This is a genomic window from Salinispora tropica CNB-440, assembly GCF_000016425.1.
Classification (GTDB): domain Bacteria; phylum Actinomycetota; class Actinomycetes; order Mycobacteriales; family Micromonosporaceae; genus Micromonospora; species Micromonospora tropica.
Window position 1 is genome coordinate 4,990,340 of sequence record NC_009380.1, and the last position, 16,936, is coordinate 5,007,275.

Consider the following 16,936-nt stretch of genomic DNA (forward strand, 5'->3'; position numbering starts at 1 on the left):
AGGCCCTTCGACGTCGTCACGGCGCACTCGTCCCGGCGGCAGCGGTCTGCCTCGGTAGCGGTACGCGGGTGTCGTAGCCGGCAGCTTGGAGGGTGAACAACTCGGCGTACCGACCACCGGTGGCGAGGAGGTCGTCGTGGGTACCGGCTTCGACGAGCCGGCCGTGGTGCAGGACGTAGATGCGGTCGGCGTGGCGGACGTTGGCGAGCCGGTGGGTGATGAGGATGGTGATCCCGTGGCCCTGCCGGTCCCGGATGGACTGGAACAGGGCGTCCTCCGCCCGCGGGTCGAGTGCCGAGGAGGGCTCGTCCATGATGAGCAGGTCGGCGTCCCGAAGGAAGCCTCGGGCAGCCGTGATGCGTTGCCACTGCCCACCGGAGAGGTCCTGACCGCCGGCGAAGGTTCGGTCGAGCAGGGTCTCGTAGCCGTGCGGCAGGTCGCTGATCATGCTGTGGGCGACCGCGCGGCTGGCAGCGGCCTCGATGCGATCCTGCTCTGGGGTGGTGGTGAGGTCACCGATGGCGATGTTCGTGGCGGCGGTGAACGGCCACTTGTGGTATTCCTGCGTCACCACGGCGATCCGGGCCCGCAACGCGTCGGTGTCCCAGTCGTCGGTGGACCGACCGTTGTAGCGGATGGTCCCGCCGGTGGGCGTCCGCAGGGTGGCGATCATCGTGGCGAGGGTGGACTTGCCGGAGCCGTTTTCTCCCACGAGCGCCACCGTCTGCCCCGCCTCAATGGTCAGGCTGACCTGGTCGACGGCGGCGGTGTCCCGGTCGGGATAGCGCAGGCTGACCGCGTCGACCGTGACGGTACGCAACGGCTGCGGCGGCACCGGGCGGTCGACGTCGCCGGTTCGCGGCTCGGGCAGGTATTCGGCGGCGCGGGTCATGAAGCCGGTGTAGTCGCGGAAGTGCTGGCCCTCGGTGTAGGCGCGGTCCATCTGGAAGGTGACCACCGTCAGGGATCGCTGCGCGGACTGTACGGCGATGACGCCGGTAGCCGCGGCGGCGAGGGGGATGTGTCCTTCGACCAGCAGGACGCCGAGCAGCGCGTAGACCACGGCGGTGGCGAACCCACCGATCATCGCGCCGACGGTGGTGGTTGTGGTGACCCGACGGGCCAGGGCGAGCTGGATACCGGTCTCGACCCCCATCACCCGGTCGTACTGGTCGAGCAGGAAGGACCGCAGCCCGTAGCTGCGTAGCTCGGGGGCGGAGTCGCGTTCGGCCATCAACCGGTGCAGCAGCCACAATCGACGCCGCCGCACCGACCCCGCCGCGTACGTCTGATAGCGCAGGTGCCCGGCGCGCAGCGAGGCCCATCCGTTCGGCACCGTGGCCACCAGCAGGGCCACCAGCAACAGCGGGTGGATCACCACGACGGCGACCGCGACGGCGAGCACACCGGTGAGGCCGGCGAGGAGGTTCATCGACGCCTGCACCAGGCCGGTGGTGGAGTCCGCGCCACGGGATGCCCGCTCCATGTCGTCGGCGAAGGCGTCCGCGTCGAACGCCTCCAGCCGTACGGCCGTGGTCACCTCGAACAGGCCCCGTTCCACCTCCCGGTCCACCTTCGGGCTCAGGCCGTTCTGGGCGTACCCCATCGCGGTGGCCATGCCCGCGCGCAACGCGGTCACCGCCGCGAGGGTGACCAGGGCGGGTAGCGCGGCGAGTACCTTGTCGGCGGTCGGGCCGCCGGCGAACAACTCCACCAGCACCCGCTGCGCCGCGAGCAGCCCGAAGGCGGCCAGCACTCCGGCGCCCACCGTGGTGGCCGCCACGACCAGGGTGCGGAGCCGGTCGGCCCGCCAGCTGACGGCCAGCGCCGCACCCACCAGTCGGGGCAGCTCGGAGAAGACCGCGAAGAGACCGGCCTGCGCCCGCGCTCGCACTCCGGTCTCCCACCACATCTGGCGCAACTCCGGTAGCGCCGGCTCTCGCTGGGTCGGCTTCGACTGGTCGGACGGGCGGTCGGGCAGGCTGGTTGTCGGCATGCGGGGACCGTAGAACCGGCAGCGAGGACGCGCCCGCAGCACCGCGCGCCGACATTGTCGGTAGCCGCGACACCGATTCCGACATCACCCGAACGCGTCGACGACACCGGGCAGAAGTGTCACCGCCGGCAGCTACGGTGTTCGCTCATCGTGACCGCGACCCGGGGGTGGCAGCGATGCGCGACACCGACGACACCAGGACCGCCCGCCACGCCCTCGGCCGTCGCCTCGCCGAGCTGCGCCGCGCCGCCGGGCAGACCCAGCACGGTCTCGCTCGGCTCGTCCAGTACGGACGCAGCTCCGTGGCGAACACCGAGACCGGCCGCCAGCACCCGGAACGGCCCTTCTGGACCCGCTGCGACGAGGCGCTGCGCACCGGTGGAGTGCTCACCGCCGAATACGACCGCATCGCGAACCGGGACCACCGCCACCGTGCGGTCCAGTCGCGCGGCCGTGCCGGCCCGCCCAGCGACCCCCCACCCAGGTGGTGGGAGGCCGTGGACGACACCGAAGGCTACTCACCGGCCGCCCTCGTGGCCCGGCTGTGTCTCCTGCGCCACGATGTGGACCGCGCGATCGTCGCGCTGACCTGGCTTGGCTACCACCCCACCGCGACGATCAACCACTCCGGGTCGCCCGCGGAGACAAACGAGGACTGGTCCGCGACATCGTCGTAGGGGAAGCCATAGGAGAGGCCGTCGATGGACTGCTCGTGCCAGAACTCCGCGTAGTAGTTCGCCGGTGCCTGCTGGTAGAAGAGGTTCGGGTCCTCCCACTGCGCTCGGGACAGGTGGGCGACGTGCCGGTTCAGCGCGGCACAACCGTCCGGGTCACTTGCCAGCGGTCCGGAGCACCCGAAGATCTGAGCGGTGGAGGCGGGGATCCCAACCGACGACGCGTACCCGCTCAGGTAGTCGGCGTATTGACCGCCCGAGCGGAACTGGGGCGTGTTGCCGGGGGACGGCACGCGATACGGCGCCTCGATCGTGGCGAGGTGCTTGAACTCGGCCGGCATCGCCGCCGAGAACCGCTGGAACGTCGTGTCGCGGTCCTCGGCGAAGATCGCTTCGGTCTCCCCGACCGCGTTGTCGTATCCGCCACCGGCGCGGAGCCGCATCGCCAGTTTGAGCCCGAACGCGTCCACCCGGGTGGTGTTGCCGTTGAAGCGGTCCGCGGCGACGGTGAACTCGACGAAGTCACGGTACTGGCTGGTCGGTGAGCCAAGGTAGAAGTACATTCGGCCAGCCGAGTTCGCCGGCATGTCGATGTAGGGCTGTTCGGCGATGGAGCGAGTCTGACCGCCGAAGCTCCAGTACACCTGGCTGTCGGGGTACCGTCCGTTGGTACGGTTCAAGATCTTGACCGTGAGGACGTTCTGGGCAGGCGGGATCGTACTGGTGTCACCCCAGAAGTCGTCGCTCGGCGGCGGATCCGACTCCGCCGTACGCACGACGAACTCCCACAGCGAGTAGCCGTACGGGGTGTTGCGGGCCGTGCCGTACATCCGCACGTACCGTCCCGTGCCGGAGACATCGAGCGTCTGCACACCACCGGCGCCGGTCGTGGTGGCGTAGTGGGTGGTCCACGGCCCGTTGGGGTTGTCGGCGGTCTGGATCTCGAACGCTCGCGCGGAGGCCGCCTCCCACTCCAGGACGACCTGGCAGATGGTTCGGACCGCACCGAGATCGACCCGAATCCACTGCGGATCGGCGAAGGCGCTCGACCAGCGGGTGGCGGTGTTACCGTCCACGGCCGCCGCGGCCGGGGTGGTGGAGATCTCGACCGAGGAGGCCGTCGCCCCCCGACCGAGTGCCGCATTACCCGTGCAGGTGGAGCCGCTGGTGCCGTAGACCTCGAACTCCCACAGGGAGTAGCCCCGGTCGGTGCCGTAGAGCCGGACGTACCGCCCGGTGCCGCTGACCGTGAGGTTCTGGGTGCCGCCCGTCCCGGTGGCCGTCTGGTAGACCGTCTGCCAGGGGCCGGAAGGGCTTGCGGAGACCTGGATCTGGAAGGCACTCGCGTTGGCGGCCTCCCACCGCAGGGTTACCTGGCTGATCGTGGCGGTGACGCCCAGGTCGACCTGGAGCCACTGCGGATCGCTGAAATCGCTCGACCATCGGGTGTCCGGGTCGCCGTCGGTGGCGGCGGTGGCGGGGGTGTCCGCTAGTTCGACCGAGGAGGCGGTGGTCGGCTTTCCCGTGGACAGCAGGACGGCTGCGGCCTGGGTCCGCTGGGCGGGAAGCGTCAGGACGGTGGCGAGCAGGATGAGTGGGACCGCAAACGCTAGCGCGAGGCGGTAGCGCGAACGGTGGGAGATCAGGCGAGCTGTCGGCATGACGGGGCTCCCGGACGGGTGGTGGTGGTGGTGACGATGCGTGAGAGCGCTCTCAAGCCTCATCGACATACTCCGATTAGTCAAGCCGTGCCCGGCCGACACCGTCGCCCCGACGGATTCACCAACCGCTAACTGCCCGTTAGTGCACCTTTTGGACCATTGATCCAAGGCATTTGTCCGGAGCTGTACAAAATTAGGGGTGACGACGAACAGGAACCGGTGTAAGCAGCCGCGACGCCGCACGACCACTGTGGTGACAGCGCTGCTCGGAGCTGCCCTGCTTGGATTTACCGCCACCCCCATGCCGGTGTCGGCGAACGAGGCAACCCTGCCCCTCGGCGACTCCGACCTGGTGGAGACTCGCAGCAGCGAGACGCTCGCCCAGGGCGTCACGCTGACCCGGATCGTCCGCGGCACCGAGCCCGCACCGATCGATCAGATCGGCGACACTCCCCGTGGCCCTTGGGTGGTCAATGTCCTGACGATCGACCCCACGCAGAGCAAGGGGCACCTCGCCGCCACCTACGGACCGGACCTGGCCGGAGTCGAAAAGACCACCGACCTCGTCCGCGAGGCTGACGCGCTGGTCGGGGTCAACGCCTCCTTCTTCACCTTCACCGCCAGCGCCGAGTACCCCGGCGACCCTGTTGGCCTGGGGATATACGGCGGGCGGCTCCTCAGCGAGCCCACCGGTGACGCCGCGGAGGCAGACCTGGTCCTCGATGCCAAGAACCACAAGGTGCTCATGGGCCAGTTGCGGTGGACCGGTAGCGTCCGAAACGCCCAGACCAAGATCAGCCTTCCACTGGAGTACATCAACCACCCGCCGGTTGTCCCGGACCCCTGCACTGATCTTCCAGACCCGACCCAGTGCGCCGACTCCGGCGACACGGTGCGATTCACGCCGGAGTTCGCCGCCAGCACGCCGTCCGGGCCGGGCGTCGAGGTCGTCCTCGACAGCAAGGGCTGTGTGGTCCGGACCACGACCACCCGCGGTACGACTCTCGCCCAGGACCAGACCTCCCTACAGGCGACCGGGCGGGAAGCGGCGGATCTGCTCGCCGTGGCGCAGGGCTGCGTGAAGCACTCCAGCTCCCTGCAGGACGAGGCGGGTAAGAAGATTCCGCTGCGCCCCGGGACGTTCGCCGTGAACGGCCGCTACCGGCTGGTGAAGGACGGGCAGATCGTCGCGCCATCCGGCTCGGACAGCTTCTTCGATCGCCACCCGCGCACCATCGCCGGAACCACCCTCGACGGCAAGATTGTGCTCGTGACCATCGATGGCCGGCAGACCACCAGCGTTGGCACCACCATGACCGAGACCGCCTCGGTCGCCGCCGCACTCGGCATGCACGACGCGGTCAATCTGGATGGCGGTGGATCAACCACAATGTCGGTCGAAGGCTCCCTGGTCAACCAGCCGAGCGGCAACGAGGAGCGGCCCGTCGGCGACGCGCTCGTCTACATCGATCGCACGTTCGACGATCGCTGACCGGTGGGGAGTCCGGCTGGTCGGATCGGGAGTAACCCTAATCAGCCGGACTTCTCCCCCTCCGCCCCCGCCGGCGACCGGCCGACCGCGGCGGCCGTCGGCGAGGCGGCATCGACGGTCCGAGAACCGGCGGCGGGGTCAGGACGGTGACGAGCACGCCAACCGCGCGGTCACCAGATGGTCAGTCTCCGAGCCAGCGAGCACCTGCTGCCGTACGTCGGTGAAGCCGGCCTCGTGCAGCAGCCCGACGAGTTCGTCGTGGCCGTAGGCCCGGCCCCCCTGGGTGTGGAAGAGGTTCAGACTGAACATCCGGACGAAGGCCTCACCCGGACCGGTCGCCGGTTGCTCCGGTGCCGCGGCGAGCGGTTCGAGCAGGGCCACCCGGCCGCCGGGGCGCAGTGCGGCGGCGACCCGACGCAGCAGGGTCAGCGTCTCGGCCGCCTGGTAGCCGTGCACGATATTGAACAGCAACGCCAGATCGTGACCGGTACCAAAGTCGGCCTCGAAGAGGTCACCGGCGCGAAGCGTGCACCGGTCGGTCAGGCCGGCGGCGGCGATGGTCTCCGCCCCCTGGGCAAGCGCACCATCGAGGTCCACCACGGTGGCCCGTAGTTGCGGGTGTGCGGTGAGGAAGGCCACCGGATAGCTCGCATGTCCGCCACCGACGTCAAGCAGGCTACCCGCGTCGGCCGGCACCGGCAGCAGTTCGACGATCTCCGCACGGAGCCCGTCGGCGAGCCGACGCAGCATGGTCTGAAAGTCCGCCAGGACCTCCGGTCGCCTCTCCAGCCACGCGTAGAAGTCACCGGTCGGAGTGCCGGAGCGAATGGACGACTCCAGATCGTGCCACCAACCGGTGAGCAGCGCCGACCAGAAGGCGAGCACCGGCGCGAAACTGTCCGGGACGGCCCGCAGGAGCCAGCGGCTCGTGTTGGCGCTGTTGGCGTACCGATCGTCAGCGCGAACCAGATAGCCGAAGCTGGTCAACGCGTCGAGAAGGATCCGCAGGCCGAGCGGGTCAGTGCCGGTACGGGCGGCGAGCTGCTCGACCGGGAGCGGGCCGCCGGCCAGTTCCTCGAAGACTCCCAGCCGAAGCGCGGCGCCAGCGCTGCGGAAGGAGACCGCGTCAAGCAGGTCGAGAAACGCGGCTGGGGCGGCGTCGGAGGCGTGGAACTGCTGCGCCTCCTCCGGGCTCAACGGCACCGGCATGGCAGGGGCTCCTTCACGTGGCGGGTTGGTGGTCGGCGGAGGCGGTCTCGGAGCTCGGGGTGTCGTCGGGGATCCCGTCGGGGAGATCGTCGGCACCGCGCAGCACCGGTCGGGTCCAGGCGAGCGCGGCAAGGAACACCATCGCCACTCCGGTAACCGCGAAGAGCAGCGCGACGCCGCGGCCCTCTCCGGTGCCGATCACCCGGCCGACCGAGTCGGCGAGCCCACCCTCCGGGCGCAGCAGCGGCTCGAAGAGGCCGTCGGCGATCGGCCCGGCCAGCACGTACGCCAGCGGCACACTGGCGTCACCGATCACCCGGGTGGTGGCGAGCACCCGGCCCAGCACAGAGGGCTCGGTCTTGGTCTGGATCAGGGTCATGGTGGAGCTGTTCACGATCGGCAGGGTGAAGAGGAAGAGCGGGGCCACCACCCCGATCAGCAAGGCGGACGGAGCCGCCGCGTGCAGCGTGAGAGCAACTCCCCCGACCGCAAGCCCACCGCAGACAGCCGTGACGCGGCGGGTTGGCCCGCCCCACACCCCCATCACCAGGCTGCCGGCGAAGAGACCGGCACCCCCCGCGGACATCAGCAGACCGAGGGTGTCCGCCGTGGCGAACGAGAGGATCAGTGGCTGCACCAGGACCCCGGCGATGCCGAAGAGGAAGTTGTAGGCGCCGAAGACGACCACGAGCTGGAGCAGGCCCCGACGTTGCCGCAGATACCGCCAGCCGGCGGCGGCTCCCCGCAGCACCGTCTCGGCGGGACCGGATCCGGCCGGGCGGGTCACCTCGGCGGGCAGCCGGACCAGCAGCAGAGTCGACGCCGCGACCACGAACGTACCCAGGTCGATCGCCATCACCCCGCCGATCCCGACGGTTACCACGAGCACCCCGGCGATCAGTGGCGCGGCGATCTGTACCGCCCGGGAGACCTGCATCAGCCCGTTGAACCGGCCCAGATGTCGCTTGCCGACCAGCGCCGGGGTCATCGCCTGGTAGGCGACCTGATGCACGGTGGACGCGGTGGCGGTCACCGCGGTCCCCAGGTAGATGTGCCAGACCTGGAGAGCGTCGGCGACGACCAGCGCGGCGAGCGCCGCCGTGCCGGCGGCGGCCACGGTGTCGGCGACCAGCATCAGGCCACGGCGGTCCCGACGGTCGGCAAGCGCCCCGGCGAACGGCGCGAACAGGACCGCCGGCAGGGTGGCGGCAATAAAGATCAGCGAGAACTGGGTGACCGAACCGGTGCGCTGATAGACCCAGACGCCGAGGACGAACGCGGTAAGACTCGACCCGACCAGAGAGACGAGTTGGCCGAGCCAGATCGCGGCCCACCGGGCAGTGGGCACCGTGCGCTCAGCCATGGACGCTCCCGGGCGGTGGGTCGAGGAAGCCGGCGGCCACGAAGGCCGACAGGTAGGTGTGCAGCAGCCGCTCGTCGGCCGGCGGGCAGGTGATCCCGGCCGCCGCGAGCGTCGCCTCGGTGCCGGTGCAGTCGAAGTCAGGCTGCGTCCGAACTGGGGTCTCCACATCGAAGAGTGGGGCGAGCCGGGCCAGTGCGGCGTCCGGACGGTCCAACAACGCCGCCCGCCAGCGCGGGTACGGCACCGACGTCACCGGGTAGCCGAAGCTGGCCAGCGCGTCGGCCAGGGCGGCGTACGACATGGTCTGGTTGTTGTAGTAGTGATGGTCCGTCGTCGCGCCCGCCCGGGTCAGGTGCCCGATGCCGGCACCGACGTAGTCGACCGGCGCGAGGTCGGCGGGATCGTCGATCTCCGGTACGGCGCCGAGTTGCACGCAGGTCTTCAGCAGTCGGCTGAAGAAGTCGTCGGTGTTGCCGAGGCCGCTGCCGGCGTCTCCGGTGATCCGTGCCGGCCGGTGCACGCTGACCGGCAGCCCCCGATCCCGGGCGGCCCGAACCAACGTGTCGGCCACCCACTTGCTGGCGTTGTAGCCGTCGGGGAGCCCGTCGCAGTCGGCCGGGACGTCGCCCTCGCGCACCAGGGTGCCGCTGTGCGACGGGGTGACGAAGACCCCGAGGGTGGAGACGAGGTGCACCGCGCTGGGGCGGCCGGTGCTGGCCAGCCGGAGTACCTCCAGAGTGCCGCCGACGTTTGCCGGGCGCAACGCCGAGTACGGGGCGACGAAGTTGACCACACCGCCGTTGTGCACGACCGCGTCCAGCCGTTCGCCCAACTCGGCGAAGTCCCCGTCACTGAGGCCGAGTCGGGGTGCGCCAAGGTCGCCGGGGACGCCGATCAGACGGGCGGCGTACTCCGGCCGCCAGAGGCCGTACCGACGCAGGTTGGCGCGGACCCGGTCGAGCGCGGCGGCCGGCGTCTCCGCCCGGACCAGGCAGTGCATGGTGGCGGTGCTGTGGGCGAGCCAGTCGGCGAGCAGGTACGCGCCGAGGAAGCCGGTCGCCCCGGTGCACAGCACCGCCCGTGCCGGCGCAGCCAACCTCCCCGGCGGCACGGCCAGGTCGGCGGGGAGTCGGGCCTCGGCGCGAAGCAGGTCGACGTCGCCGTCCCGGGTGGGCCCGGCGCCGTCGAGAACGGCGGCGAGGCCGGCGAGGTCGGCGGTGGAGAAGAGTGCCCGCAGTGGCAGCTCCACCCCGAGCGCGGCCCGGATCCGGGTCGCCAGACTCGCCGCGAGCAGTGAGTGTCCGCCGAGGTCGAAGAAGTTGTCGTGCCGGCCCACCGGGTTGGTGTCGAGCAGCTCGGCCCAGATGCCGGCGAGCGTCTTCTCGGTCGGGGTGGTCGGTGGCTCGTGCGCCGGCCGGTCGACGTCCTCCGGGCGGGGCAGGGCGGCCAGGTCGAGCTTGCCGTGCCGGTTGGTGGGCAGATCGGGCACCCGGACGACGGCGGTGGGGACGAGGTACTCCGGCAGCCGGCGGCGTAGCGCGCTCCGCGCCTCCGGGCCGACCGGGGTGGCGTCGTCCCCGACCAGATAGGCGACGAGCCGGGGACCGGCCGGGGCGTGGTCAACAACCACGGCGGCACGGCCGACCCCGGGCAGGGCGGCACAGGCCGCCTCGACCTCGCCGATCTCGATCCGATGGCCCCGGATCTTGACCTGCTGGTCGGTCCGGCCGAGGAATTCGAGGCTGCCGTCGGCACGGTGTCGGGCGCGGTCGCCGGTGCGGTAGAGCCGCGACCCGGCAGGGCCATACGGGTTCGGGACGAAGCGGTCCGCAGTTTCACCGGGATTGTCGAGGTATCCGCGGGCGGGGGCAGTGCCGCCGACCCAGACCTCGCCCGCGAGCCCGATCGGCACCGGCCGCAGGTCAGAATCGAGGACGTACACCTGAACGTTGGGCACCGGCCGGCCGATCGGCAGCCGGGTCAGACCGGGCAGTTCGGCGGCGTCCACGGTGGCGTAGGTCGTCGCACAGACGGTCGCCTCGGTCGGGCCATAGTGGTTGTGCAGGGTCACCCGGCCGGCGGTGAGTCCCGCCCAGCGGCGAACCGTCTCCAGATCGACCGGCTCCCCTCCGACCATCATGGCGCGCAGCGGCGTGACGTCGACCGTACCGGGCCGCGCGGCGAGGTCGGCGACCCAGCGGGCCCAGAGTGGCGCGGCGGTGTCGACCAGAGTGAGGCCGTGTGCCTGGCAGAGCTCGATCAGGCCCGCTCCGGTGATCGCGGCCGGCTGCCGGTGCACCACGATCATGGCCCCGCTGACCAGGGCCGGGAAGAGGTCACCGACGGAGGCGTCGAAGCTCAGCGGGGGCAGCATGAGCAGCCGGTCGCCAGGACCGATGCGGTGCAGGTCGACGAAGGCCCGGGCAAGGTTCACGGCGGTGCGGTGGCTGACCATCACCCCCTTCGGCGTGCCGGTGGAGCCGGAGGTGTGGATGACGTAGGCGAGTTGGTCCGGGTGGACCGGTCGGAGAGCAACAGGTGAGGGCTCTCCGACCGGGCCGGTGTCGACCGGTTGGCCATCCGGGCCAACAACGAGCACGGTACCGACGTACGGCTGGTCGTCGTCGAGCGTGTCCGGCCCGGCGGCCAGGGCGGCGGCGAGCTCGGCATCGGCCAGGCAGACCGTGGCACCGGCGGCGGTGAGCAGGGCACGAAGCCGGGCCGGGGGGTGGCTGGGGTCCACCGGAAGATAGCCGGCGCCGGCCTTGAGAATCGCCAGGATGCCGGTGACGGCGGCGCGGCCGGCGGCCAACGCGACCCCCACCGGCTGGTCAGGGCGGACCCCGCAGCGGCGCAGGTGGACGGCGAGCCGGTCGGCGTCCGCGTCCAGCCGGCCGTAGGTCAGGGCCGGCCGGTCCGGCTCCCCCGGGCTGATGTCCAGCAGGGCCGGCGCGTCCGGGTCAGCCGCTGCCCGCGCACTGACCAGTTCGTGCAGCCCCAACCCATCCGGGTACGCCCGGTCGGTGGTGTTCCAGGTGGTCAGGTCGCGTCGTTCGGCGGGTCCGACCAGTTCCAGCGCGGAGAGACGTCGGTGCGTGCGGGTGGCCAACGCCCACAGCACGGACCGGAACCGGTCGACGAACCGGTCGATGGTCGCCTGGTCGAAGAGGTCGGTGTTGTAGTCGAGTACGGCGCTGAGGCCGGCCGGGGACTCGTACACCGCCACGGTGAGGTCCAGTCGGGCCGTCTCCCGCAGCACCGGCACCGGGCGAACGGCGAGACCCGCCCGAGGGCCGGCGGCACCGGCCTGGTTCAGGACCAGCATCACCTGGAAGAGTGGGTTACGGCTCGGGTCGCGGGGCAGCCGCACGGTCTCGACGATCCGCTCGAAGGGCAGATCGGCGTGGGCCATGGACTCCACACAGGTACGCCGGACCCGGGCCAACGCCTCGGCCAGCGTCGGGTCGCCGGACAGGTCGGTGCGCAGCGGCAGGCTGTTGACGAGCAGGCCGACCATCTGTTGCTGTTCGGGATCGGCGCGCAACGTCACCGGGGCGGCGACGCAGACGTCGTCGGTGCCGGCGAGGCGGGCCAACAGCACCTGGAGACCGGCGAGCAGAATCATGAAGCGGGTGCAGCCGGTTCGCTGCGCCAAGCCGTCGAGCGCCGCGATCAGGTCGTCGGCGAAACCGAAGTCGTGGGTGCTGCCGGCGAAGGTCAGGGCGGCGGGGCGCGGTCGGTCGGTCGGCAGGTCGAGCACGCCGGAACAATCAGCCAGCCGGCCTGCCCAGAAGTTCCGCGCTCGGTCGGCGGCAGCGCTGGCCAACCAGTCCCGCTGCCAGAGCACGTGGTCGGGGAAGTGCGTGCCCGGCGACGTGGTGGCGCCGACCGTCCCGGTGAGCCGGCGGTGGTGACCGTCGAGTAGCCCGTTGAGCACGATGGCGAGGGACCGCTCGTCGGCGATGATGTGATGCAGGACGACCACCAACAGGTGCTCGTCACGGTCCAACCGACCCACCCTGACCCGCAGCAGGGGCGCCCGGCCCAGGTCGAACGGCGTATCACTCTCCCGGCTGGCGACAGCGGCCGCGGCGGCTTCGCGGGCGGCGGGCGCCACGGTGGTCAGGTCCTCCACGACGAGCTGACACCGGGCAGCCGGGTCAGTGGCGGGCAGGACGACCTGCTCCACCTCCCCTTCCCGCTGCACGAACCTGGTCCGGAGGGCGTCGTGCGCGGCGACGACCTCGTCGAGCGCGGATTGCAGCGCGACGAGGTCCAACCGACCGGTGACCTGAACCGCCTGGCTGAGCACGTACGCCGCGCTTCCTGGCTGGAGTTGGTCGAGAAACCACATGCCCTCCTGCATCGGGGAGAGTGGCACCCGGGCACCCGGGACCCGGTGGGGAATCCCGGCCGGCTGTGCCCGGCGGGCCAGTCCCCGGCGGGCCATCAGTTCCCGGATCAGCCGTTCGCGGTCGGGCTCGGAGGCGCTCACTCCTGACCGCCCAGCATGGCCCGTAGTTCGTCGTCGGAGAGGTCGGCCACCTCCATCCGAAGGGCGGCGACGGCGTCGGTCTGGCCGGCCACCTCCTCCATGGAGCGCAACGCGCGGGCCATCGCGTCGATCGTCGGTGCCTCGAAGAGGATTCGGATCGGTACCTCCGTCTCCAGCACGGCGCCGATCCGGCTCAACGCCTGCGCGCCGAGTAGTGAATGCCCACCGAGGCGGAAGAAGTCGTCGAGCACACCGATCCTCTCGACGTGCAGAACCTCCTGCCAGATCCCGGCGAGTAGCTGCTCGAGGGGGTCGCGGGGGGCGACCAGCTCCGCCCGCGGGTCGGTCCACCTCGGGGTGGGCAGGGCGTTCCGGTCGACCTTGCCGTTGCCGTTGAGAGGCAACGCGGTCATCGGCACCAGGGCCGCGGGAAGCATGTACTCCGGCAGTCGGCCGGACAGGTGGGGACGGACCTGACCGGCGAGGGCGTCCGGGTCAACGCCGGACGCCGGCACGGCGTACGCCACCAGGCGGGTGTCGCCGTCCCCGCCGACCCAGGTGCCGACCACCGCGTCCGCGACCAGATCGTGGCCCCGTAGCAGGGTTTCGATCTCGCCCAACTCGATCCGGAACCCGCGCACCTTGACCTGATGGTCGGTGCGGCCGAGGAACTCCAGCCGGCCGTCAGCGCGCTGCCGGGCCAGGTCACCAGTGGCGTAGAGCCGGGCGCCGGGCTCGTCGGCGAACGGGTCGGGGACGAACCGACCGGCGGTCAGGCCGGGTCGGCCGTGGTATCCACGGACCACACCCGAGCCGCCGATGTGGATTTCTCCCACCACGCCCACCGGCACTGGCTGGTATGCCTCGTCGAGCAGGTAGATCCGGGTGTTGGCGATCGGCGAACCGAGGTCCACCGCGGCCGGGGCAGGCGCCACGGGGGCCGCCGCGGACCAGACGGTGGTCTCGGTGGGCCCATAACAGTTCCACAGGGTTACGCCGTCGGCCTGCAGGGCGTCGGCAAGGTCCCGGGGTAGCGCCTCACCGCCGCAGAGGCGCAGCCGCAGCGTCGGCGGTACGCCGCCGGATGCCAGCAGCAGTCGCCAGGTCGCCGGCGTGGCCTGCATGGCGGTGATCCCCGCTTCGGTGAGCCGACGACGCAGGGCCGGCCCGTCGCCGACCTCGTCGGCACCCACGACCAGCAGCGGGATGTCCAGCAGCAGCGGCACCAGCAGTTCCAACACCGAGATGTCGAACGACAGGGTGGTGACCGCGGCGAACCGGTCCTCGGACGTCAGGTCCAGGTCGTCGTGGAAGGAGGCAACGAGGTTGGTCACACTGCGGTGTGGGACCGCCACCCCTTTCGGTTGACCGGTCGAACCCGAGGTGTAGATCAGGTATGCCAGTCCGTCCGGATGCGCCGGGACCGCCGGAAGTGGCTCATCTGGGCCGGCGGCGTCGGTGGCATCGTCGAGCAGCACCGTCACCGAGCCCGCCAGCACCGGCCCGAGCCGCGCGGCAACCGCCTGATGGGTCAGCACGACCCGGGTGCCGGAGTCGACGAGCAGGTGGCGCAGCCGCTCGGGGGGCAGGGTGGGGTCGAGCGGTAGGTAACCGGCCCCGGCCCGCCATACGCCGAGCACCGCGGCGACCATGTCGACCCCGCGATCCAGGCAGATGCCGACCGGGGTGTCCGGGGCGACACCGGCGGCGACTAGCCGCCGGGCGATCTGTCCGGCCCGCCGGTGCAGACCGGCTCGGTCCAGGTGCCCGTCCGGACCGGTGACGGCAGGCGGGGCGCCGGACTCCGAGGGTTCAGTGGGTAGCAGGTCCAGGATGGTGCCGACCGGCAACGTGCCCCGGTCGGTCTGATTCCACTCGACCACGGCACGCCACCGCTCCACTCCACTGAGCAGCGGAAGCCGCGTCAGCGGGCGATCCGGCTCGGCGACCGCCGCGTCCAGCAGGGTGCACAGATGCCGGGCCAACCGGTCGACCGTGCCGGCGTCGAACAGTTCGGTGTCGTACTCGAAGGCCAACCGCAGGGCACCCTCGGCGGTCAGCTCACCGGCGAGGGTGAGGTCGAACTTGGCGGTGCCGCTGTCGACCTGCAGGGAGGTGGCCGTGCAGCCGGCGAGACGAAGGGCGTTCTGCGGTGCGTTCTGCAGGATCAGCTGGGCCTGGAAGATCGGTGCGTGGGCCAGACTGCGCTCCGGCTGCAGTTCCTCAACCACCTTCTCGAACGGCACCTCGGCGTTGCCGAGACCGACGAGGGTGACCTCCCGTACCCGGTTGACGAGTTGCCGCAACGATGGGGAGCCAGCGGACGACACCCGCAGGGCAAGTGTGTTGACGAAGAAGCCGACCAGCCGCTCCAGGTCGGGATGCTCCCGGCCGGCAACAGGGGCGCCGATCACGATGTCGTCCTGCCCGCTGTGTCGGGACAACACCGCCTGGTACACGGCGAGCAGGGTCATGAACATGGTGACCCCGGCGTCCTGGTTGAACTCCTCGACACGTCGAACGGCCGCCGCCGGGACGGTGACGTAGTGGCAGGCGCCCCGATACGAGCGGTTGGCCGGGCGGGGCCGATCGGTGGGAAGGCTGAGCAGGGCCGGTGCCCCCCGCAGGTGCGAAACCCAGTGGTCGAGCTGTCGACGCAGCGCGTCACCGGCGAGCCGGTCCCGCTGCCAGATGGAGAAGTCGGCGTACTGCGTGGGCAGGTCGGGCAGGTGGGCCGGGGCACCCGCCAGCGCAGCCGGGTACGCGGTCGCCAACTCCTTGAAGAGCACCCCGATCGACCAGGCATCGGAGACGATGTGGTGCACGCAGAACGCCACGTGGTACCGATCCGTGTCGGTCCGGATCACTGTTACCCGCAGCAACGGGCCTCCGGCCAGGTCGAACGGTTGCCCGGAGTGCGCTCGGACGAGTGTGGTGGCCTCGGCCTCGCGCCGCTCCGCCGGCAACCCGGTCAGGTCGGTCTCGGTGAGATCCACCTCGCCGGTCGGGCGTACCACCTGCACTGGTTCGCCGCCGGATTCGCTGAACGTGGTGCGCAGCGCCGGATGCCGGTTGACGAGCGTGGTCAGTGCGGTACGCAGCGCTGCGACGTCCAGTGGCCCGTGCACCCGGAAGGCGACCGGGATGTTGTAGACCGGGATGCCCCCGGAGAAACGGTCCAGGAACCACAGCCGCTGTTGGCCGAAGGAGACCGGATAGCTGCGGGGCGACTGGGCCCGTTCGGTGAGAAGGCGGGCCAGCAGGGCACGCTTGCCGCCGCTGCCGGGTGTGGTGGAGTCAGCGGTCGTCATCGAACCCCCTGGTTCGTGTTCGGGTGCAGGATGCTGACGTCGGCGCTGGTTTCGGGAATCGGCAGGCCGTGCCGTTGGGCAGCCGCCCGGATCTGCCCACGCAGCGACGTCGGGCCTCGGCTCCCGAAGTACCGCAGGTAGCCGGCGAAGGTCGCCGGGTCGTCGGCGAGGAACGGCAGATCACTGGCGACCATGTACCGGACCACCAGCATCGGGACCGGGCTACGCAGCGGTCGGAAATCCGTGTTCCACAGGCCGCCCTTGGCCGGCGGTCCGTCGTGGAACTCACCGAGCATCAACCCCTGGTCGGTGTAGCTCGGTTTGAGCCGCAGCTGCGTCCGGTCCACGATCTGCCGGGCACGTTCGCCGGGCAGATCAGGAAGCGTCAGCAAGATCGTCTTGAACTGGGCGGACGGCCCGGTGATCGGTTCCAGGCGGTGGAACCAGTCCCGGTACACCGCGAGCACCTCGTCCAGCTCGGCCTCGTTGACGGTGTCCCCACGGTGCACGGCGAGGTAGAAGGTGTCCCGGTCCAGGGAGCCCTGGGCGTACGGACAGACCGGGCCCTTGCGGCCCAGCTCCGGATGGGGTTCACAAAGATACTCTCGGGCCCAGGCGACCACGGTCCGCACCTGGTCGACCACCCCGACCAACAGCGGGTGCAGCGGGTCGGAATGAAGGTCGGGCTCAGTGAGCAGGATCTGTTCGGGGATGAACGGATGCGTCAACACGCCC

The 16,936-nt window shown here is 70.8% G+C and carries 9 protein-coding genes; 2 read left to right on the forward strand and 7 right to left on the reverse strand.

Annotated features, from left to right (window positions below):
• Positions 1-16: 16 nt before the first annotated feature.
• Positions 17-1,996, reverse strand: a complete 1,980-nt coding sequence (locus STROP_RS22255; protein ID WP_029127051.1) for an ABC transporter ATP-binding protein — start codon at positions 1,994-1,996, stop codon at positions 17-19.
• Between the two features lie 176 nt (positions 1,997-2,172).
• Here STROP_RS22255 and STROP_RS22260 point away from each other — a divergent pair, with 176 nt between their 5' ends.
• Entirely contained in the window at positions 2,173-2,673 is a 501-nt protein-coding gene (locus STROP_RS22260; RefSeq protein WP_012015603.1) for a helix-turn-helix domain-containing protein, read from the forward strand.
• Here STROP_RS22260 and STROP_RS22265 read toward each other — a convergent pair.
• Positions 2,595-4,331 (reverse strand): galactose-binding domain-containing protein, encoded by a 1,737-nt coding sequence (locus STROP_RS22265; protein WP_012015604.1) that lies wholly within the window; start codon positions 4,329-4,331, stop codon positions 2,595-2,597. The genes STROP_RS22260 and STROP_RS22265 overlap by 79 nt on opposite strands.
• Positions 4,332-4,581: 250 nt before the next feature.
• Between STROP_RS22265 and STROP_RS22270 the strand changes: the two genes are divergently transcribed.
• Positions 4,582-5,823 (forward strand): phosphodiester glycosidase family protein, encoded by a 1,242-nt coding sequence (locus STROP_RS22270; RefSeq protein WP_043535533.1) that lies wholly within the window; start codon positions 4,582-4,584, stop codon positions 5,821-5,823.
• Between the two features lie 138 nt (positions 5,824-5,961).
• On the opposite strand, the gene STROP_RS22275 is transcribed toward STROP_RS22270, so the two are convergent.
• Genes STROP_RS22275 through STROP_RS22295 form a run of 5 tightly spaced genes read right to left on the reverse strand, consistent with a single transcriptional unit; the run spans position 5,962 to position 16,932 of the window.
• On the reverse strand, positions 5,962-7,032 hold the full coding sequence (locus STROP_RS22275) for a methyltransferase (protein WP_012015606.1): 1,071 nt from the start codon (positions 7,030-7,032) through the stop codon (positions 5,962-5,964).
• Positions 7,033-7,045: 13 nt separating this feature from the next.
• Entirely contained in the window at positions 7,046-8,395 is a 1,350-nt protein-coding gene (locus STROP_RS22280; protein WP_012015607.1) for an MFS transporter, read from the reverse strand.
• Positions 8,388-12,890 carry a non-ribosomal peptide synthetase gene (locus tag STROP_RS22285; RefSeq protein ID WP_043535535.1) on the reverse strand — a complete coding sequence of 1,501 codons (4,503 nt, stop codon included), beginning with the start codon at positions 12,888-12,890 and terminating at the stop codon, positions 8,388-8,390. Before STROP_RS22285 ends, STROP_RS22280 begins: the two co-directional genes overlap by 8 nt.
• A complete protein-coding gene (locus STROP_RS22290) occupies positions 12,887-16,201 on the reverse strand; it encodes a non-ribosomal peptide synthetase (RefSeq protein WP_012015609.1) in 3,315 nt (1,104 codons plus the stop codon). Before STROP_RS22290 ends, STROP_RS22285 begins: the two co-directional genes overlap by 4 nt.
• On the reverse strand, positions 16,198-16,932 hold the full coding sequence (locus STROP_RS22295) for a DUF6875 domain-containing protein (protein WP_012015610.1): 735 nt from the start codon (positions 16,930-16,932) through the stop codon (positions 16,198-16,200). Before STROP_RS22295 ends, STROP_RS22290 begins: the two co-directional genes overlap by 4 nt.
• Positions 16,933-16,936 lie beyond the last annotated feature (4 nt).